Annotated in this window: 20 protein-coding genes; 17 read left to right on the top strand and 3 right to left on the bottom strand. The window is 69.9% G+C overall.

Annotation, left to right across the window (positions count from 1 at the left end):
- Positions 1-12: 12 nt before the first annotated feature.
- The 7 genes from EER30_RS15495 to EER30_RS15465 all read left to right on the top strand — a co-directional run bounded on the left by EER30_RS15495 (position 13) and on the right by EER30_RS15465 (position 7,771).
- The gene (locus EER30_RS15495; RefSeq protein WP_164842340.1) at positions 13-1,371 is read left to right on the top strand and encodes an FAD-binding oxidoreductase; all 1,359 of its coding nucleotides are present in this window, start codon (positions 13-15) and stop codon (positions 1,369-1,371) included.
- Between the two features lie 601 nt (positions 1,372-1,972).
- The gene (locus EER30_RS15490; RefSeq protein ID WP_127501117.1) at positions 1,973-2,983 is read left to right on the top strand and encodes an AAA family ATPase; all 1,011 of its coding nucleotides are present in this window, start codon (positions 1,973-1,975) and stop codon (positions 2,981-2,983) included.
- Positions 2,980-3,942 (top strand): DUF58 domain-containing protein, encoded by a 963-nt coding sequence (locus tag EER30_RS15485; RefSeq protein WP_127501116.1) that lies wholly within the window; start codon positions 2,980-2,982, stop codon positions 3,940-3,942. Before EER30_RS15490 ends, EER30_RS15485 begins: the two co-directional genes overlap by 4 nt.
- Positions 3,939-4,889, top strand: a complete 951-nt coding sequence (locus tag EER30_RS15480) for a VWA domain-containing protein (protein WP_127501115.1) — start codon at positions 3,939-3,941, stop codon at positions 4,887-4,889. Before EER30_RS15485 ends, EER30_RS15480 begins: the two co-directional genes overlap by 4 nt.
- A gap of 64 nt (positions 4,890-4,953) precedes the next feature.
- Positions 4,954-5,814, top strand: coding sequence for a S1C family serine protease (locus EER30_RS15475; protein ID WP_127501114.1), 861 nt, complete (start codon positions 4,954-4,956; stop codon positions 5,812-5,814).
- Positions 5,815-5,821: 7 nt separating this feature from the next.
- The gene (locus EER30_RS15470; RefSeq protein WP_127501113.1) at positions 5,822-6,508 is read left to right on the top strand and encodes a response regulator transcription factor; all 687 of its coding nucleotides are present in this window, start codon (positions 5,822-5,824) and stop codon (positions 6,506-6,508) included.
- 51 nt (positions 6,509-6,559) lie between these two features.
- Complete coding sequence (locus EER30_RS15465) at positions 6,560-7,771, top strand: sensor histidine kinase (RefSeq protein WP_205650245.1); 1,212 nt, start codon at positions 6,560-6,562, stop codon at positions 7,769-7,771.
- Here EER30_RS15465 and EER30_RS15460 read toward each other — a convergent pair.
- Positions 7,761-8,546 (bottom strand): PaaX family transcriptional regulator, encoded by a 786-nt coding sequence (locus tag EER30_RS15460; RefSeq protein ID WP_127501111.1) that lies wholly within the window; start codon positions 8,544-8,546, stop codon positions 7,761-7,763. The genes EER30_RS15465 and EER30_RS15460 overlap by 11 nt on opposite strands.
- Before the next feature lie 88 nt (positions 8,547-8,634).
- On the opposite strand from EER30_RS15460, the gene EER30_RS15455 reads away from it, so the two are divergent.
- The 9 genes from EER30_RS15455 to EER30_RS15415 all read left to right on the top strand — a co-directional run bounded on the left by EER30_RS15455 (position 8,635) and on the right by EER30_RS15415 (position 17,282).
- Positions 8,635-9,816, top strand: coding sequence for an ABC transporter substrate-binding protein (locus EER30_RS15455; protein ID WP_127501110.1), 1,182 nt, complete (start codon positions 8,635-8,637; stop codon positions 9,814-9,816).
- Positions 9,816-10,586 carry an ABC transporter ATP-binding protein gene (locus EER30_RS15450; protein WP_127501109.1) on the top strand — a complete coding sequence of 257 codons (771 nt, stop codon included), beginning with the start codon at positions 9,816-9,818 and terminating at the stop codon, positions 10,584-10,586. The genes EER30_RS15455 and EER30_RS15450 overlap by 1 nt, the downstream gene beginning before the upstream one ends.
- Positions 10,583-11,236 (top strand): ABC transporter ATP-binding protein, encoded by a 654-nt coding sequence (locus EER30_RS15445; protein ID WP_240670031.1) that lies wholly within the window; start codon positions 10,583-10,585, stop codon positions 11,234-11,236. The genes EER30_RS15450 and EER30_RS15445 overlap by 4 nt, the downstream gene beginning before the upstream one ends.
- Positions 11,233-12,066: a branched-chain amino acid ABC transporter permease gene (locus EER30_RS15440; protein ID WP_127501108.1), complete on the top strand. Its 834-nt coding sequence runs from the start codon at positions 11,233-11,235 to the stop codon at positions 12,064-12,066. Before EER30_RS15445 ends, EER30_RS15440 begins: the two co-directional genes overlap by 4 nt.
- Positions 12,063-13,271, top strand: a complete 1,209-nt coding sequence (locus EER30_RS15435) for a branched-chain amino acid ABC transporter permease (protein WP_127501106.1) — start codon at positions 12,063-12,065, stop codon at positions 13,269-13,271. The genes EER30_RS15440 and EER30_RS15435 overlap by 4 nt, the downstream gene beginning before the upstream one ends.
- Complete coding sequence (locus EER30_RS15430) at positions 13,234-14,193, top strand: SDR family oxidoreductase (RefSeq protein WP_127501105.1); 960 nt, start codon at positions 13,234-13,236, stop codon at positions 14,191-14,193. Before EER30_RS15435 ends, EER30_RS15430 begins: the two co-directional genes overlap by 38 nt.
- Complete coding sequence (locus EER30_RS15425; protein WP_127501104.1) at positions 14,190-15,131, top strand: amidohydrolase family protein; 942 nt, start codon at positions 14,190-14,192, stop codon at positions 15,129-15,131. Before EER30_RS15430 ends, EER30_RS15425 begins: the two co-directional genes overlap by 4 nt.
- Positions 15,128-15,583, top strand: coding sequence for a MaoC family dehydratase (locus tag EER30_RS15420; protein ID WP_127501103.1), 456 nt, complete (start codon positions 15,128-15,130; stop codon positions 15,581-15,583). The genes EER30_RS15425 and EER30_RS15420 overlap by 4 nt, the downstream gene beginning before the upstream one ends.
- Positions 15,584-15,653: 70 nt before the next feature.
- Positions 15,654-17,282, top strand: coding sequence for an acyl-CoA synthetase (locus tag EER30_RS15415; protein WP_240670030.1), 1,629 nt, complete (start codon positions 15,654-15,656; stop codon positions 17,280-17,282).
- A 43-nt stretch (positions 17,283-17,325) separates the two neighbouring features.
- Here the strand turns inward: EER30_RS15415 and EER30_RS15410 are convergent, their stop codons facing one another.
- Together EER30_RS15410 and EER30_RS15405 are read right to left on the bottom strand one after the other, a co-directional pair.
- Positions 17,326-18,075 carry an RlpA-like double-psi beta-barrel domain-containing protein gene (locus tag EER30_RS15410; RefSeq protein WP_164842339.1) on the bottom strand — a complete coding sequence of 250 codons (750 nt, stop codon included), beginning with the start codon at positions 18,073-18,075 and terminating at the stop codon, positions 17,326-17,328.
- Between the two features lie 175 nt (positions 18,076-18,250).
- Positions 18,251-18,523 (bottom strand): hypothetical protein, encoded by a 273-nt coding sequence (locus EER30_RS15405; RefSeq protein WP_127501102.1) that lies wholly within the window; start codon positions 18,521-18,523, stop codon positions 18,251-18,253.
- Between the two features lie 331 nt (positions 18,524-18,854).
- On the opposite strand from EER30_RS15405, the gene EER30_RS15400 reads away from it, so the two are divergent.
- The gene (locus tag EER30_RS15400; protein ID WP_240670029.1) at positions 18,855-19,670 is read left to right on the top strand and encodes an SAM-dependent methyltransferase; all 816 of its coding nucleotides are present in this window, start codon (positions 18,855-18,857) and stop codon (positions 19,668-19,670) included.
- The last annotated feature ends 164 nt before the right edge of the window (positions 19,671-19,834 follow it).

The raw sequence follows: 19,834 nt of genomic DNA, 5'->3' as shown, positions 1-19,834 counted from the left end.
GAGGAGGTCGACATGAGCGACAACACCGCGGTGGCGGCGCTGCGGAAGGCGGCAGCGGAGGTCTACGGGCCGGGTGACGCGGGCTACGACGAGGCACGGACCACCTGGACCCTGGGGGCCGATCTGCGGCCGGCGGCGGTGGTGTTCCCGCGGTCGGCCGACGAGGTGAGCGCGGTAGTTCGAGCGGCTGCGGCCGAGGGGCTGCGGGTCTCGCCATCGGGCGGCGGGCACAACGTCTTTCCGCTGCCGGACCTCAGCGGCACGGTGCTGCTGCGGACGGCGCGGCTGGGGGAGATCTCGATCTCGCCCGACACCGAGATCGCCCGCGTCGGGTCGGGGGTCGTGTGGCTGCCGGTCGTGGGGGCGGCGGCCGACGAGGGGCTGGCCGGCCTGCACGGGTCGGCGATCGACGTCGGCGTTGTCGGCTACACGACCGGGGGCGGGCTGAGCTGGTACGGGCGGCCGTACGGGCTTGCGGCCAACCGGGTCACCGCGGTCGAGCTCGTGCTGGCCGACGGCGCTCAGGTGCGCGCCGACGCCAACCACGAGGCCGACCTGTTCTGGGCTCTGCGCGGCGGTGGTGGCGGGAACTTCGGGGTCGTCACGGCGCTCGAGTTCGCGCTGATGCCCTTCGAGAACGTGTACGCGGGGCTGCTCGCCTGGGATCTGGAGTCGGCTCCGCGGGTGCTGGAACGGTTCCGCACCTGGACGGCTGACCTGCCCGACAGCATCACCAGCATCTATCGGCATGCGCAGTTCCCGCCGCATGCTCCGCAGCCGTGGCGGGGCCGGCAGTGGGTGATCATCGACGCGACTGTGCTCGATTCCGATGCCGACGCCGAGCGTCTCCTGGCGCCGCTTCGGGAGTTGAAGCCTGAGGTGGACACGTTCAAGCGGGTGCCGGTGACCGACGTGCCGCATCTGCACATGGATCCCGAGGGGCCCTCGTACGCGGTGGGAGACTCCCGTTTGCTCGACGGGCTCCCGCAGTCGGCCGTCGAGATGATGCTTTCGCTGGCCGGGCCCGGGTCGGGGTTCGGGCTGGTCTTCGCGGAGTTCCGACATCTGGGCGGGGCGTTGGGGCGGGCTGATCCTGCGGGCGGGGCTCTGTCGTATTTGGACGGGGCGTACAACATGTTCGCTGTGGGTGCCTCGCCTACGGCCGAGGGGCGGGCGGCGGCTCGGGGTGAGATCAATACGCTTATCGACGCTGTGGCTGTGGGGAACTCGCACGGGCGTCGGTATCTGGGATTCCATCAGGCCGGGCATGAAGCCCATGCGGGGTATGACGACGCTACGTGGGTGCGGCTCGGGGCTATTCGGTCCCGGGTTGATCCTGGTCGGGTTCTGATGGCCAATCACTCTGTCTGAAAACCTCAGGGCTCTGCCCCGAACTCCGGCCGAGCGCTCGGAGACCACCCGACCCCGGGTCGGGCTTGATGAGCCCTTTTCGCGCAAGACGGCCCCGTTTTTCCGGCCGTTTGACACAGCGAAGCGCCAGCTTGGCGGCCGGCGCTCAGCCGACCGGCCCGATTTGTCCGGGTGGGCCGGCGCCATGTGAAGAATCCGGCAATATGCCGCCCGCCGTGGCGTCATTTCAAGGAAAGAGGGCCGTCGGCGGCGGCTGAGAGCCCTACATCAATGATTTCCGAGGCGATCATCGACGCTATTTCGGAAAGGGCCGATTCACATCCCGGGCCTGGCTCGTTCTGGTCGCCCGGTGGAGCGCTCAAGCTTCCGAACGTCAAGCCCGTCGTCAATGTGTCCTTTCCGGGAAGTGGGTCCTTCGGAGGCGTTTGAAAGCCCTCCTTCAACGATTTGCGAGACGATCAACGTCGTTATGCCGGAAGGAGGCGATTCTCAATCGCCGGCCGTGGATGCCCACCGCCGGCGCCACCCGTCCACCGTGACCGGCACCACGGGCCGTAGTTTCTTCGGTCTTCTTTCGGCCCCACTTGCTGAACTCAGATGCATGACAGATGACGCAACCGACCGACGCCTGGAACAGACCCTGTTCGAAGTCAAGAAAGTGATCGTCGGCCAGGACCGCCTAGTGGAGCGCCTGATGACCGCGCTGCTGGCCGGCGGCCACACGTTGCTCGAAGGCGTTCCGGGCGTCGCCAAGACGTTGGCCGCTGAAACCCTGGCTACCGCTGTCGGGGGCACTTTCCACCGCATTCAGTTCACTCCTGATCTTGTGCCCTCCGACATCCTCGGCACCCGGATCTATCGCGCCGGCAAAGAGAGCTTCGACGTCGAGCTGGGCCCGGTCATGGCCAACATCGTGCTCGCCGACGAGATCAACCGGGCGCCGGCCAAGGTGCAGTCCGCGCTTCTCGAGGTCATGGCCGAGGGCCACGTTTCGATTGGCGGACGGACCTACCCCGTACCGCAGCCTTTCCTTGTTCTCGCCACTCAGAATCCCATCGAGAGCGAGGGCGTCTACCAGCTTCCGGAGGCGCAGCGCGACCGTTTCCTGATGCGCGTTGTCGTCGGCTATCCGAGTGAGCAGGAAGAGCTCGGCATTCTGTATCGCATGGGTGGGGCGCGCCCGGTCGCCCAGCCGGTTCTCGACCCGGAGACTCTGCGCGACCTGCAGGGTAGGGCTCGTGGTGTTTTCGTGCATCACGCGCTCGCCGAGTACGTCGTCCGGCTCGTTCTCGCCACCCGCGAGCCGGAGCGGTTCGGGTTGCCGGAGGTGGCCGCCCAGCTCGCCTACGGGGCCAGTCCTCGGGCCACGCTCGGCCTGGTCGCCGCCGGGCGGGCTCTCGCTCTGCTTCGCGGGCGCGACTACGTTCTGCCCGCCGACCTGCAGGAGATCGCCTCCGACGTTCTCGCGCACCGGCTCGTGCTTTCGTTCGACGCGGTCGCCGACGGCGTACAGCCCGAGCAGATCGTCCAGCGCATCGTGGAAGCCGTACCGCTGCCTCTGATCGCTCCTTCTCAAGAGGGTTCCGGGCCCGGCCTCGGGATGGCCGCATGAACGAGGGTGGATTCCTGGCCGAGCTGGCCCCCGAGCGGCGGCTGCGACGGCTCGAACTGCTCATCACGCGGCGTCTCGACGGGCTGCTGCACGGGTCGTACCTCGGGTTGCTGCCCGGCATCGGCAGTGAACCGGCCGGTAGTCGGGAATACCGGGCCGGTGAGGACGAGGTCCGGCGCATGGACTGGGCCGTCACGGCGCGTACGACCGTGCCGCACGTGCGGACCGTTGACGCCGACCGCGAGCTCACCACGCAGGTGCTGGTCGACGGCAGCGCCAGCATGGACTTCGGCACGGCCGAGCTGGAGAAGCGGGAACTGGCCCTCGCCGCCGTCGCCGCCGTCGGGTTCCTCACGCTCGGCAACGGCAACCGGCTCGGGGCTCACCTGCTGACTGCTGAGGGCGTACGCCGTTTCCCCGCTCGCGGTGGGCGGTCTGCTCTGCTGGCGCTGTTGCGGGCGATGATGCTCACGCCGCGCGACCAGCAGGGCGGCGGACTCGCCGCCGGGATCGAGGCGCTGCACCGGCAGTCGCCTCGCAGTGGGCTCGTCGTCGTGGTCTCCGACTTCCTCGACGGCCTCGACGAGGACGGGCTCGGGCCCGCCGCCCCCGCCTGGGAGGAGCCGTTGCGACGGCTCGCGGCGCGGCATCAGGTGCTCGCCGTGCAGGTCGGGGATCCGCGCGAGCAGGAACTGCCGGACGTCGGGCTGCTCACCCTGGTCGACCCGGAGACCGGGCGGCGCCGTGACGTGCCGACCGCCAGCAAACGGCTGCGCGCGAAGTATGCCGCCGCGGCCGCCCAGCAGCAGGCCACCATCGCCGAATCCGTCAAGCGGGCCGGTGCTGCTCACCTTCCGTTGCGGACCGACCGGGACTGGGTCGCCGACATCGTGCGTCATGTGCACGCGCGGCGGCGCCTGAGCCGGGCCGCGATCAAACCACAAAGGACTCCGAGATGACCTGGCTGTCCCCGGAACGGCTGTGGCTGCTGCTCGGCGTGGTCGCGCTCGCCGCGGCGTACGTCGTCATGCAGCGCCGCCGCAGCAAATACGCCGTTCGATTCACCAACCTGAAGCTGCTCGACCGGGTGGCGCCGAGCCGCCCGGGCTGGCGTCGCCACCTGCCGGCCAGCCTGTTCCTGGCCATGCTGGGCCTGCTCGTGGTCGGGTTCGCCCAGCCGCAGGACGAGGTCCGGGTGCCGCGCGAGCGGGCGACCGTGCTGGTCGCCGTGGACGTCTCGCGGTCGATGCTGGCCACCGACGTCGCGCCGGACCGGTTGAGCGCGGCCAAGGACGCGGCCCGTGGCTTCGTCGCCGACCTGCCCGAGAAGTTCAACGTCGGGCTGGTCGGGTTCGCCGGGCAGGCCTCGGTCTTCGTGCCCCCGGGCACCGACCGCGAGCAGCTCGGCGGCGGCATCGACCGGCTCGCCGACGGTTCGGCGGGCACCGCCGGTACGGCGATCGGGGATGCGATCGCGTCGGCGCTGGAGCAGATCCGTTCGGTCGACGCCGAGGCGGACGAGGACGTGCCGCCGGCCCGTGTGGTCATCCTGTCGGACGGCGCGAACACGTCGGGGCAGGACCCGGCCGAGGCGGCCCGCACGGCGAACGAGCTGGGCGTTCCGGTCGACACGATCTCGTTCGGCACGGCGTCGGGCACGATCGGCGACGGCCAGCAGGTGCCGGTCGACGGCGAGACCCTGCGGTCGGTCGCCGACGCCACCGGCGGGCGCTTCTTCGAGGCCGCCAACACCGACGAGCTTCAGGCCGCGTACGCCGACATCGGCTCGTCCGTGGGCTATGAGACCGAGGTACGGGACGTGTCCGCCCGCTTCATCGGCATCGGGCTCGGGCTGGCCCTGGTCGCCGCGCTCGCCTCGATGTTCTGGTTCGCCCGTCTTCCCTGACCAACCCTCCTTCCCGTGCCTCCCCACCCCGACCGGTTCGCCGGTCGAAATCGAAAGGAACGACATGTCCGGACTTGGCACTCCACGCGGACCCGAGTTCCACTCGCCCGACTGGGCCTCCGCACCGCAAGCCGGGCAGGGCTCTACCGCAACCGCCGCACAGAAGGGCCGTCGTCTCCCCGCCGCCGCGCTGGCCGCTCTGGCCGTCATCGGCTTGTCGGCCGGCGCCGGGGGAGTGGCCGGCTACGCGGCCGGCCGCGACGACGACTCCGGCACCGAACCCGCCACCGCCGCCCCGCCCACGCAGGGCAACGTTCCCGCCGATCTGGTCGGTGCCGCCGCCCGGGTGCTGCCCGGTGTCGTGTCGGTGCAGGTGCGCACCGCTTCGGGCGGCGGTTCCGGTTCCGGCTTCGTCTTCGACGACCGGGGCCACATCGTCACCAACAACCACGTGGTCGCGGCCGGGAGCGGCGGGGCGATCACGGTCGTCGGCTCGGACGGGAAGCGGCTCAACGCCGAGGTCGTCGGCACCGACCCGAGCAACGACATCGCCGTCCTGCGGGTCGACGGCGGTGCCGCCCTCGACCGGCTCGCGCTGGCCGACCCGAACGCCACCCGGGTCGGTGAGCCGGTCCTCGCGGTCGGTTCGCCGCTCGGGCTCAGCGGAACCGTCACCGCCGGCATCGTCAGCGCGCTCGATCGGCCCGTACGCCTGGGTGGGTCTTCGCGGCAGACGGCGGTGCAGACCGATGCCTCCATCAACCCGGGCAACTCGGGCGGACCTCTCGTCAACGCCCGAGGGGAAGTTATCGGGGTGAACACGGCGATCGCCACCCTCGAGGGCGGCGGTTCGATCGGGATCGGCTTCGCGGTGCCCATTGAACGGGCCCGCCAGGTCGCCGACGGCCTCATCGCGCGTGGATAGTCGAAGAATGCGGTTGCTGGTGGTGGAGGACGAAGAGGATCTGGCCGAGGGCCTGCGAGTCGGGCTCACCCGCGGCGGCTACGCGGTGGACGTCGCTCTGGACGCCGCTCAGGCCTATGACCGGTTGACCGTGAACGAATACGATCTGATGCTGCTCGACGTGAACCTGCCCGACGGTGACGGGTTCGCTCTGTGCCGGTCGCTGCGGACCGGGGAGCTGCCGACGCCCGGCGACACCGACCCGCGCGTGCTGATGCTGACCGCGCGGGGCGGGCTCGACGACCGGGTGCGCGGCCTCGACGAGGGCGCCGACGACTACCTGGTCAAGCCGTTCCACCTGGCCGAGCTGCTGGCCCGGGTGCGGGCGCTGCTGCGGCGCGACACCGGCGGCGGGTCGGCGGTGCTGTTGGTGGGTGACATCGTGCTCGACACGGCCCGTCACTCGGTGACCGTTGCCGATCAGCCCCTCGCTCTGACGCCCAAGGAGTTCGGGGTGCTGGAATACCTGATGACCCGGCCGGGCATCGTGGTCTCCAGCGAGGAACTGCTCGAGCACGTGTGGGACGCCAACGCCGACCCGTTCACCCAGACCGTACGGGTCACCGTCGGCACTCTGCGGCGCAAGCTCGGCGAAGGCTCGATCGAGACCGTTGTCGGCCGGGGCTACCGGCTCAGGGAGGAAGGTGCGGCATGACCGACTGCACCGGAGTGAGCGAAGCGGTCGTAGGGCCAGGAGGGCATGCCCATGAGGCTCAGCAACCGTCCCGAGGTGTTCCGGTCGATTCGGTTCCGGCTGACCGTCATCTATTCGACGGTGTTGTTCGCGCTGGCCGGCCTGACCCTCGGGGTGATCTACGTGGCGGTCGCGCAGACCACCTCGCCCCAGCCGATCACGGCCCAGCGCGCGAAGATCATCGACCGCAACGGCTACGTTCAGGGCTCGACGAACGTCGCCGAGGTCAGCCAGGTCGAGGCGGCGGTCAACTTCAACACCATGAAGAAGCTGCGCGAATACTCGTTCATCGCGCTCGGGGTGCTCTTCGTGTCGAGCCTGGGCATCGGCTGGGTGCTGTCGGGGCGGGCGCTGCGGCCGGTCGGGTCGATCACCCGCGCGGCCCGCGAGATCCAGGCGACCGACCTGTCCCAGCGCATCCACCTCGGTGGCCCGCGTGACGAGCTGCGCGACCTGGCCGACACGATCGACTCGATGCTCGAGCGGCTCGACCACGCGTTCCAGGCGCAGCGCCAGCTCATCGACGACGCCTCGCACGAGCTGCGCAGCCCCCTGGCGATCATCCGGACCAACCTCGACGCGTCGCTGAACGCGCCCGACGCGACCCCCGACGAGCGCCGGCGGGCCGTGGCCGTGGTCGACCGGGCCACGACGCGCATGTCCCGCCTGGTCGAAGACCTGCTGGCGACCGCGCGCCGCGACGCCGACGCGACCCCCGACGCCGACGTCGATCTGTCGGTGGTGGCGCGCGAGGCCGGCGAGGAGTCGTTCGTGACCGACCGGCCGCTGCGGCTGACCTACGCGCTGGCGCCCGGCCTGCACCTGATCGGCGACGCCGACGCGCTGCGGCGGGCCGTGAACAACCTGCTCTCCAACTCGCTGCGGCTGGCCCCCAGCCATTCCGTGATCACCGTGGCGACGGGCCGGGAGGGTTCGTGGCTGTGGCTGGCGGTCGCCGACGAGGGTCCCGGCATCGCCCCCGACGACCTGCCCCGCGTCTTCGACCGCTTCTGGCGTGGCGCCAACAACGAGCAGACCCCGGGCGTACGGCGTGAGCGTCGCACCGGGCTCGGGCTGGCGATCGTCAGGCAGATCGTCGAATCGCACGGCGGCCGGGCGGCGGCCTATTCGACCCCGGGCCACGGAAGCACCTTCGTACTCTGGCTGCCGGCCGCCGACCGTGCCGACGAGACCCCGCCGCCCGCCGAAAATCCTAGGGGATGACTTCGAGGAGCCCGTCCGCGATCGTGCGGGCGGGCGCCAGGGATGCCTTCTCAAGCTCGCGGAAGACCTTCTGCGCGCGCACGGCCGGCCAGTCCGCGGGCAGGTGCTCGACCGGCAGGCGCGGGTCGCGTCGGATGGCGTGCAGCCACTCGGCGATCAGGCTGAGCCGGGCCGCGAGGGGGTCGTCGAGCGGGGGCGGCCCGTCCCAGCGGGCCAGGAACTCCGCGTAGCGCAGCGCCAGCGCCTCAAGGTCGTACGCGTCTCGGACCATCACGCCGACGTCGGTGAGCGCGTCGGCCCGGGCGTGGAAGACCCGCGCGTGCGCCTCGAGGCCCAGGTCGCGCACGATCTGCTGGGCGCCGACCTCGCCGGGCGCGATCCACAACCCGCCCTGGATCGGCCCGAACCCGGCCCAGGCCAGCTGGGAGCGCAGGTCGTGCCGCTGGCGCTGCCACGACTCGGGCAGCGAGAAGCTGAGCAGCGTCCACGTGCCGTCCCAGCGGTCGTTGACGGCGCCGGTCTCCCAGATGCGGGTGCGGCCGTCGCGCAGGATCGCGGTCGAGCGTTCGGTCAGGCCGAAGTAGACGCGCCGGCCCGCCCGCCGCCGGGTCAGCAGGTCACGCCCGGCCATGCGGGTCAGGGTCGAGCGGGCGGCGTGCTCGGAGAGGCCGAGCTGTCCGCACACGTCGATCACGCTGCCCGAGAAGACGCTGACGTTCCGGTCGAGCACGAAGTCGCCGAAGAGCATCAGCAACAGGGTCTGCGGTTGCACCATGAGGAAGATGTTAGGCAGATTCTTGACGGCCGTTCCAGATGCGCCTAACTTCGGTTCTCACGCTCCCGTCCTTCCTCGGGGAGGTTCCGTGCGCAGATACGTCCTGACAGCGGCCCTGGTGCTCGCCACGGCGGCATGCGGCGACGACGGTGGCAGCGGTGGTGGCGGCGACGACCCGATCCGCGTCGGCCAGATCGTCTCGCTGACCGGCAACTATTCGCCGCTCGGCTCCGAGAACCAGAAGTCCGTCGCCCTGGCCGTCGAGCAGATCAACGCGGCCGGCGGCATCGGCGGGCGCACGATCGAACTGTCCGTCCGCGACGACAAGAGCCTGCCCGACCAGGCCGTGCTCGCCTTCAACGAACTCAAGGGCGGCTCCGACGCCATCATCGGCTCGCCGTTCTCCAACTCCGCGCTGGCCACCATTCCGCTGGTCGACCGCGAACAGATCCCCTACATCTCGCTCACGCCCGCCGACGAACAGGTCAGCCCCATCCATCCGTACGTCTTCGTCGTCCCGGCATTGTCGGGCACCTATGCCGAGGCCGCGCTCAAGTATTTCCAGGCCTCGAAGCTCACGCGCGTCGCCGTCGCCTACGACACCAAGAGCAGCTATGCGTCGGCCGGCTTCCGGGGCCTGCAGAGCAAAGCCGCCGCGTACGGGGTGACCCTGGACCCGATCGAGCAGTTCCAGACGACCGCCACCGAGTTCAGCGCGGTGTTCACCCACGTGCGGGCGTCGCAGGCGCAGGCCCTGATGGTGTGGGCGACCGGCGCTCCGGCCGTGGCCCTGACCAAGCAGTACGCGGCCGGCGGCCTGAAGATTCCGCTGGTGCTGACCGGTTCCCAGGCCAGCAAGCTGTTCCTCGACCCGGCCGGGCCCGCCGCCGAGGGCGTCACGATCGCCGGCTCGATCGGCGTGGTCGGCTCGACCCTGCCGGCCGGCGCGCAGAAGACGGCGATCGAAGAGCTGTCCACGGCCTTCGAGGCGAAGCACGGATACCCGCCACCGCAGTTCGCGCAGGACGGCTACAGCGGCGTGAAACTGCTCGCGGCGGCCATCGAGAAAGCGGGCGGCTCCGATCGGAAGAAGGTTCGCGACGCGCTCGAAGGGCTCACGCTCACGACACCCAACGGCACCTACAAATACTCGGCCACCGACCACAGCGGATTGACGACCGACTTCATCGCCATCACCACCGTGCGGGGCGGCAAATTCGAGCCGACCGACTATTCGAAGACCAGACTCGCCGAGGTTGGCGGCCGCTGATGGCGGCGGGCGCCGCTCTCGCCGTCACGGGGGCGGCCCGGGCCTTCGGCGGGGTCTACGCCGTACGCGACGTGGACCTCGCCGTCGAGCCCGGCGAGCTGCGCGCGGTCATCGGGCCCAACGGCGCCGGCAAGTCGACGCTGTTCGCGCTGATCGGCGGGCAACTCGCCCCGGACGCGGGAACGGTCACGCTGGACGGCACCCGGATCGACCGTCTGCCGGCGTACCGGCGGGCTCGGCTCGGGGTGGGGGTGGTGTTCCAGGCCGCTCGCGTCTTCGCCGGGATGACGGTGCTGGAGAACGTGATGGTCGGGGCGCACAGTTCGACCCGGGCCGGGTTCGTCGCCGCGGCGATGCGGCTGCCCTCTCACCATCGGACCGAGCGCGAGATCCGTACGCGGGCGTTTTCCTGTTTGGAGCGCACCGGGATCGTCTCGTGGGCCTCGCGGCCGGCGTCGTCGTTGCCGCTGGGCCAGCAGCGGGCGTTGCAGCTGGCGCGGGCGCTGTGCGGGCGGCCCCGGCTGTTGCTGCTCGACGAACCGGCCTCGGGGTTGCGGGCCGGGGAGCGCGAACGGCTGGCCGCGCTGCTGCTCGACCTGCGGGCCGAAGGGCTGACAATGCTGCTGGTCGAGCACGACGTCGGGTTCGTGATGCGGCTGGCCGACCGGGTCACCGTGCTCGACCTGGGGCAGGTCATCGCCGACGGGACACCGGCCCAGGTGCGGGCCGACACCCGGGTGATCACGGCGTACCTCGGGGCTTCGGCGTGATCGTCTCGGTGGACGACCTGACCGTGCGCTACGACGGGGCGACCGCGCTCGACGGCGTGAGCCTGTTCGTCGAGGCGGGGGAGATGGTGGCGCTCGTCGGGGCCAACGGCGCCGGGAAATCCACCCTGGTGCGGGCGTTGTCCGGGCTGGTTCCGTACGAGGGGCGGGTCGTCGTGCGGGGGCGGCTCGCCCAGGTGCCCGAGGGGCGCGAGGTCTTCGCGGACCTCAGCGTGGACGACAACCTGCGGCTCGGCGGGTGGCGCAACGGGCGGCGGGGGCGCGACACGACCTTCGTCTACGCGCTGCTGCCGGAGCTGACCCCGCTGCGCAAACGGGTGGCCGGCACGCTCTCGGGCGGGCAGCAACAGCAGGTGGCGATCGGGCGGGCGCTGATGGCCCGGCCCGACGTGCTGGTGATCGACGAGCTGTCACTGGGGCTCGCGCCGCTGGTCGTCGACTCGCTCGTCGGCCACCTGCGCGAACTGCACGAGGAGCGGGGGCTGGCGGTGCTGCTGATCGAGCAGAACGCCCGGCTCGCCCTGTCGCTCTGCTCACGGGCGTACGTGCTGGAAGCGGGCCGGATCGTGGTGACCGGGCCGGCGCGCTCGCTGGTGGAGGACCCCCGAGTCGCGACGGCGTATCTCGGATGAGCGACCTCCTCGCGTACGTCCTGACCGGTCTGGGAATCGGCGCGGGGTATGCGCTGGTCGGCAGCGGGCTGGTCGCGATCTATCGGGTGACCGGAGTCGTGAACTTCGCGCAGGGGGCGTTCGCGGTGGTGGCCGCGATGCTGACCTCGACGCTGCTCGCGGGAGGACTGCCGCACGGGGTGGCCGAGCTGGTGGCGGTGGCCGTGGCCGCGCTGTGCGGGGTGCTGGTCGGGCTGCTGGTGACGGGGTCGCCGGGGCAGTCGCTCATCATCACCGTCGGGGTGGGCGTGTTCGCGTACGCGGTCGAGATCGTGCTGTGGGGCGATCAACCGCGGTCGTTCCCGGGCCTGGGCGGGGTCGTCGCCGGGGTTCAGGCGCACTACCTGCTGATTCTGGGCGTGACCGTGCCGGTGTTCGCGGCGATGGGGCTGTTCTTCACCCGCACCGACCTGGGCAAGGCGCTGACGGCGTGCGCGTCGAATCCGTACGCGGCCCGGGTTGTGGGGATCGACGTCCGGCGGATGGGGCTGCTGGCCTTCGGGCTGGGCGGGGCGCTGGGCGGGCTGGCGGGGGTGCTGACGACACCGGTGCAGCAGGTGACCTTCGACAGCGACGTGGCACTGATCGTCAACGGCTTCGCGGCGGCGGTGCTGGGCGGGCTGCGGCGGCCGTTCGTCGCCCTGGCCGGCGGGCTGCTGCTGGGGGTGGCGCAGACGTTGATCGCCGGGTACGGGGGCGGGGCCTATCAGCTGGAGGTGGCGTTGCTGCTCATGCTCGCGGTGATGATCGTGCAGGCGGCGCGGGCCGGGGCTGTGCGGGAGGCTACGTGAAGCTCTTCCTCCTCCTGCTTGCCTCGGCGGTGGTGCCGGCCCTGCTGCCCTCGCGGTATCTCGCGACGTTCGTGCTGCTCGGTCTGACGGCGACGGTCACGGTCGGGGTGTCACTGCTGATGGGGTACGCCGGTCAGGTGTCGCTCGGGCAGGCGGCGTTCTACGCGATCGGGGCGTACGGGGCGGGGCTGCTCTCGGTGCACGGCCTGCCACCGTTGGCCGGGTTGCTGGCGGCGCCGGTGATCGCGGCCGCGGCGGCGGTGTTGCTGGGCGCGCCGCTGCTGCGGTTGCGGGGACACCACCTGGCCTTCGCGACCCTGGCCGTGCAACTGATCCTGCTCTCGCTGCTGAGTCAAGGGACGTGGGCGGGCGGGGCGATCGGGTTGCAGGGCATCCCGCGGTTCTCGGTGGGCGGCTGGGAGGCGGTCTCCGACCTCACCTACGCCTACCTCGCGTTGGCCGCTCTGGGTCTGGTGCTCCTGATCTCGCACAACGTGGTGCGCTCGCGGGCCGGGCGGGGCCTGCGCGCCTCGGCGTCGAGCGAGATGGCGGCGGCGGCTGGGGGAGTGCCGGTCGGGGCTTATCGGCTGGCCGTGTTCGCGCTGTCAGCGGCCTTCGCGGGGCTGGCCGGTGGGGTTTACGCCTTCTACCTGGGCTACCTGTCGCCGGGTTCGTTCCCGGTGCTGCTGTCGATCGAGTTCGTGGTGATGGCGGTGGTGGGCGGCCTCGGAACCCTGACCGGCCCGCTGGTCGGCGCAACGGTGATCGTCCTGCTGGTACAGGTGCTGAACACGCTGGGCACCCAGCCCGGCATGCCGACGTACGCCCCCAGCGTCCTGTCGTATGCGGTCTACGCCCTGTTGCTGATAGTCGCGGTCCGCTACCTGCCCCACGGCATGGTCCCCGCTCTGGATCGCTTGTCCTCCCGCATCCGCAGGCCTTCTCAAGCGGGCGTGCCCGCAGAATCCCCTGGGCCGTCTCGCGGGCGTCCGCCATCTGAGGCAGCCTCTCCTCATGAGGGTCTGTCCTCCGAGACCGCCCTCCCCTCCCACGCGCGCCCGTCTCTTGTGGCGCGGTCGCCGTTCCTGGCGCGCCTGCCGTTCTTGGCGCGCCTGCCGTTCCGTGCGCGGCGATCCCACCCCGTACGCGAGATCAACAGGAGAAGTGATGAGACTGACCGGGAAAGTCGCCGTCGTCACGGGTAGTGGGCGAGGGCTGGGTCTCGGGTATGCCCGCGCGCTCGCGGCCGCCGGGGCCGCCGTGGTCGTCAACGACATCGACCAGGTTGCCGTGTCATCCGCGGTCGGGTCGATCACCGCCTCGGGGGGTCGCGCGGTCGGGGTCACCGCCGCTGTGGGGGACGCGGGAAGCGCTTCACAGCTTGTGGACACCGCGGTCGAACAATTCGGACGCCTGGACGTGATGGTCACGAATGCGGGAATCCTGCGCGACCGGGTCCTGTGGAAAATGACCGACGACGACTTCGATTCGGTCATCAACGTGCATCTGCGCGGAACGTTCACCTGTGCACGGGCCGCCGCTGTCCACATGCGCGCACAGGGTTCCGGTGGACGCATCATCGTGGTGTCGTCCCCGGCCGGTCAACGCGGAAACTTCGGCCAGACCAACTATGCGGCAGCCAAGGCGGGCATCGCCGCGATGGCCCGCACCTGGGCGCTCGAACTGGCCCGAGCCGGCATAACGGTCAACGCGGTCGTCCCCGTGGCGGCCACCGAGATGACGAAGACGATCCCCGCGTTCTCCCCCGCCATCGAGGAATCAGAACGCACAGGCGCCCCGCTCCCACCCTGGCTGCGCCGCGACGAGGGAATGGGATCGGTCGACGACGTAACCGGCCTGATCGTCTTCCTGTCCTCGGACGAGGCCCAGAACATCACCGGTCAGGCCATAGGCATAGGCGGCGACCGCCTGACCCTGTGGTCCCACCCCACCGAGAAGACGGTGGCCTTCACCGACGGCGGCTGGACCGCCGAAGCGATAGCCACCGAGTGGCCCCGAACCTTCGCCCCCAGCACAGAGACCTACGGAATCACCGCCCCGAACCCACCGGCCGAGTCGCCGTCGCCGTCCTCCGGTGGGCTGGGCGTGGGCAGAGGGACGTCATGAACGTCGAGCCACTGGTTGCCGTTGATGTTCATACGCATTGCGAGGTGGGGCGGGACGGGCGGGGGTCGCTCAGCCCGGAGTTGCTGGGCGCGTCGGCGGCCTACTTCAAGGCGGGTGGGCCGCGGCAACCGACGATCGACCAGATGGCCGGCTACTACCGGGAGCGCCGAATGGCCGCGGTGGTCTTCACCGTGGACGCCGAGCATCTCACCGGGCATCCGCGTATCCACAACGAGGAGGTCGCTGAGGGCTGCGCTGTCCACAGCGACGTGCTCATTCCGTTCGCGTCTGTGGATCCGCACCGCGGGCGGGCCGGCATCCGCGAGGCCCGGCGTCTCGTGAACGACTACGGCGTACGCGGGTTCAAGTTTCATCCGAGCCTGCAGGGTTTCGCGCCGGACGAGCGGTTCGCGTACCCGCTCTACGAGACGATCGAGGAGCTGGGTGTTCCCGCACTTTTCCACACCGGGCAGACCGGGATCGGAGCCGGAGTGCGCGGCGGTGGCGGTGTTCGTCTGCGCTATTCGAACCCACTGCTTGTGGACGACGTGGCTGTGGATTTCCCCGACCTGAAGATCATTCTCGCGCATCCGTCGTTCCCCTGGCAGGACGAGGCGTTGGCTGTCGCTACCCACAAGCCCCTTGTCCACATAGATTTGTCGGGCTGGTCGCCGAAATACTTCCCTCCACAGCTCGTTCGTTACGCCAACACCCTGTTGCAGGACAAGGTGCTGTTCGGTTCGGACTACCCGGTGCTCACCCCCGACCGCTGGATGGCCGATTTCGCCACCCTGGACATCAAGCCCGAGGTCCGCCCCAAAATCCTCAAACACAACGCGGCCCGCCTGCTCGGCCTCACCGACGATCCCCGCCCCTCCGGGCTCACCGACGACCTTCGGCCCTCCGGGCTCACCGACGACAAGGAGAACTCCTCATGATCACCGTCAGCGGATTGGACGAGCTCAAGACCTTCGCCGGCCGGGACCTCGGGCACAGCTCGTGGCTCGAGGTCACGCAGGACAGGGTGAACGCTTTCGCCGAAGCGACCGGCGACCATCAGTGGATCCACGTCGACGTGGAACGCGCTGGGAAGGGCCCGTTCGGCGGCCCGATCGCCCACGGCTATCTGACGTTGTCGCTGGTGATCCCGTTCTTCTCGGAGCTGCTTCAGGTCGACGGCATCAAGATGGGCGTCAACTACGGCCTCGACAAGGTCCGCTTCCCCACCCCGGTCCGCGTGGGCTCGAAGATCCGGCTGGCCGCCACCGTGGACACCGTCGAGGAGGTGGCCCCGCGCTGCGTCCAGATGGCCCTGACCTTCACGGTCCAGATCGACGGCGTCGACAAGCCGGCGTGCGTAGCCCGTCCGATATACCGCTATTACTCATGAGCCCGGCCGTCCCGAACCTGCGCGCTAGCGGTCTCCTTCCAGCTTGCACGCCTGGTGAAGTCTTTGCCGCTTGGGCGCGCGCGAGGTGCTGGGTGTGGTCGAGATGAGAAACTCCGGTCTGGGCGGTTGGCCGGGGAGGCGAGCCGCGATGTCGCCGGGTCGGGTGGCGCTTGTCTTCGAGGGGCGCTCGGTCACTTATGGCGAACTGTACGAACGGGTTGTTCGGCTCGCCCGCCGATTTCGGAAGGCAGGCGTCGCCCCGAGCGATCGCGTGGCTTATCTGGGGCCGAACCATCCCGGGCTGGTCGAAACGATGTTCGCGGCACACCTGCTGGGCGGGATCTTTGTGCCGCTGAACTTCCGGCTCACCGCTCCCGAGATCGACTTCATGCTTGCCCACAGCGGCACGAAACTGCTCGTGTTCGCTCCGTCGTGCGCGGGGACAGCCGAGGGGCTGAACACCGCGGCGGCACTCGTGCCCTTGCACTCGATCGCGGATGCTTTGCCGTTCCCGGCGGCGCGTGCTGGGGACGCCGCAGGGGTCACGAGGGCTGTGGAAAAGAAGGCCGACGGCCTGTCGTTGCCGGCTGTGGACGAGATGCGGCGGGAGGTCGAGGTGAGCGTGGGGCTCGATGAGCCCGCGTTCATTCTCTACACCTCGGGGACCACGGGACGGCCCAAAGGTGCGGTGCTGACGCACGGGAACGTCGTGTGGAACTGCTTCAACCTGCTGGTGGGGGTGGACGTCGGCGCGGACGAGGTCGGGCTGGTCGGGGCGCCGCTGTTTCATGTGGCGGCGCTCGATCAATGCCTGCTGCCGACGTTCCTCAAGGGCGGGACCAGTGTGCTCATGCCGAGCTGGGATGTGGACAACGCCCTGGACCTGATCGCCTCCGAGCGGGTGACATGGATGTTCGGGGTAGCGGCGATGTTCGCGGGGTTGGCTCAGTCGCCGCGCTGGCGGTCGGCGGATCTGTCGTCGGTGCGCAGCGTGATGAGCGGGGGCGCCTCGGTACCTCCCGCGCTCATCACGGCGTACCAGGAAAGGGGTTTGACCTTCTGCCAGGGGTATGGGCTCACGGAGACCGCGCCGGGGGCGACGTTCCTGGAGGCGCGGGAGAGCCTGGCGCATGTCGGGTCGGCGGGAGTGCCGGTCTTCTTCGCGGATGTGCGATGTGCGCGGCCGGATATGAGCGACGCGGACGTGGGGGAGCCGGGCGAGGTTCTCGTGCGCGGGCCGAATGTCACACCCGGGTACTGGGATGATCAGGCCGCGACCGAAGCTGCGTTCGCGGACGGTGGGTGGTTCCGGTCGGGGGACGTCGCGCTTGTGGATGAGAGCGGCCATTTCCACATCGTCGACCGGCTCAAGGACATGTACGTGTCCGGTGGGGAGAACGTGTATCCGGCCGAGGTCGAGTCGGTCATCTTCGAGCATCCCGACGTGGCCGAGGTGGCGGTGGTCGGCGTGCCGGACGAGAAGTGGGGCGAGGTAGGGCGCGCGTTCGTGGTGGCGAAACCGGGCCGACGAGTCGACGTCGGGGAGTTGCGCGCGTTCCTCGGCGGGAGGCTGGCCAGATACAAGCTGCCGGTCTACGTCGAGGTGGTGGAAGGGCTGCCGCGCACGGGATCCAACAAGGTGCGCAAGGCTCCGTTGCGAGCGATGCCGTTGAACACGGCGACGCCCGGCGATCGGTAGGGACGATCGCCGGGCGCACACTTGGTGCACGTTGGTGCGCGAGTCAGCCGACGCGCTCGATGACGGCCCGGCGGATCAGGAACTTGCCGGGCTCGCGGACCTCCTCGAACGCGGCGTTGTTCAGCAGCACGCAGCTTCCGGAGGTCGTCTCGACCTTGACGGTGATGCTCTTGTTGTTGTCCAGGTTGGTGACCTTCAGCGTGGTGCCGAGCGGGAACGTTCCGCTCGAGGCGAACGGGGCGCCGGCCTCGCCGGACAGGGTGACGGTGGAGCCCTTGCAGACAACCTCGCCCGCGCCGGTCCCGGCGTTACCGGTGTTGCCGGCGTTACCGGCGGGAGGGTTGGCCGCCGGGGGTTTGGTGGCGGGCGGCTTGGTGGCGCCACCGGCCTGGTTGCCGCCGTTCTGACCGCCGCCGTTCTGACCGCCGCCGTTCTGGTTGGCGCCGTTGTGGCCGCCGGCCTGGTTGTTTCCGCCGGGCTTGGCGGCAGCGCCGGGGACCTCGGCGGCGACGTTCTTGGTACAGCCGGCGACCACGCGGCGCTGGTTGATCAGGTCGACCACGGCCTGGCGGTTGGCGATGCGGGCCTCCGACTGCGCGTCGGGGGCGGCACGCTGACCGGCGATGAACTGCAGGTTCTGGCGCAGCGCCTGGTCGAGGCCGTCGCAGTTCTCGCCGGCGCTGCTCAGGCCGGTGCCTACGGCGAACGCGCCACCAGCCAGGGCCACGGCGGACGCTCCCAGCACAACCTTGCGGGTCGTCGAGGACATCTTGCGCCGTTGGGTCCGATACATCGTGGGGCTCCTTCGCGGGTGGGGCGGTTTCGGTGGTGCTGTACCGACAACTACGAACTCGCTGGGAGCAGCGGATGAGCCCCGAACCATAAATAACCTTAAATAGTGGTGGCCCGGGAGGGAGACAATCGCCTTGGCCGACCCCGGTGATGGGCGCCCGGGATTTGAGGGGGCGTCAGGGCGCGGTGAGCGCTTCCGCGGCGAGCGTCTCGACGTCACGATCTCCGGTGGCGCCCGCGGCGGCCAGCACTCGTTGCAACTCGAGGCGGTCCTTGTTCAGGAGCACTCGGAGGAAGGCGGCGAGCAGGTCGTCGCCGAAATCCGGGAGGGTGGTGCGGCATTCGTCCACACGGCCGAGCGTCCACAGCACCAGGGCTTGACGGTTGCGGGCGTAGGCGACACCGCGCAGATCGACCATGCTCTCGGCCAGCGCCGCCGCGATTTCCAATGTGTTCAGTGCCTCGGTGGGTGTGCCGTTCTGTTGCAGGTCGGTGGTGGTGGCGAACGTTCCCGTTGCCGCGCGGCGAGTGAGCAGCGCGGGTTGAGAACGGCTCGGGTGGCGTTCCGCGGGTGGAGAACCGCTCGGGTGGCGCTCCGCGGGTTCAGAACCGACTTGTTGGCGCGCGGCAAGTGGATAGCGCGGGTGGAGAACCGCCGGAGGGGGTCCCGTCGCGGCCCTCCGGCTTCGTGACGTGATCGAAAGCGGACAGGCGTACCCGGTCTTGATCGGCCTTATACAGTATGGCCGTCCATATTTTTGATTGTCGATGGGGGACATCATGACCGAGCTGGAGTCCACATCCGCGGCGATCGACTCGTCGGTTGCGCATCCTGCTCGGCGTTACAACTATTGGCTGGGCGGCAAGGACAACTTCGCGGCCGACCGTGAGTCCGCCGACGCGATCGAGCGCATGTTTCCCGGGATGCGGGCCGGGGTCCGGGCCAACCGTGACGTGCTCGGCCGCATGACACGGTTTCTGGCCGCCGACGCCGGGATCCGGCAATTCCTCGACGTCGGCACCGGCCTGCCGACGGCCGACAACACCCACGAGGTGGCGCAGCGTGTCGCGCCGGACAGCCGGGTGCTCTACGTCGACAACGACCCGCTCGTCATGTCCCATGCGCGGGCGCTGCTCAACAGCACTCCGGAGGGCGTCACCGACTACATCGAGGCGGATCTGCGGGATCCCGACTCGATTCTCGATGCCCCTCAGCTTCGCGCTGCCCTCGATCTGTCCCGGCCGGTCGCGTTGATGCTGGTCGCCGTGCTGCATTTCGTGCCGGGTCCGGGCGCGGCGCGCGGGCTCGTGAAACGGTTGGTGGACGAGCTTCCGTCGGGAAGCTACCTCGCCGCCACGCATTTCACGCTCGACTTCATGCCGCCGCACGAGCAGGCGGCCTATCGGCGGATGCTCGATTCGGGCCGGAGCGACATCTGGCCGCGCGACCGCGACGAGTTCACGGCACTGTTCGACGGTCTCGAGCTGGTCGACCCCGGCGTGGCGCTGGTGTCGGACTGGCGTCCCGACGGGGATGCCGAGCCGGTCGACCCGAGCCGCGTCAGCATCTGGGCCGGCGTCGCGCTCAAGCCTTGAACCCGGCGGTCGGCCCGGAGCTGTGTGTCCGGCGGTCGTGGGCAAGTTCTGTGTCCGGCGGTCGCCCGCGAGCTCTGTGTCCGGCGGTCGTGGGCAAGTTCTGTGTCCGGCGGTCGCCCGCGAGCTCTGAGCCCGGTGTCGGCCGGGAGCTCTGAGCCCGGCAG

The sequence above is a fragment of the Actinoplanes solisilvae genome, assembly GCF_003999975.1.
GTDB lineage: Bacteria > Actinomycetota > Actinomycetes > Mycobacteriales > Micromonosporaceae > Actinoplanes > Actinoplanes solisilvae.
Note: the sequence above shows the minus strand (reverse complement) of the source record. Positions and strands in the feature narration are given on the sequence as shown.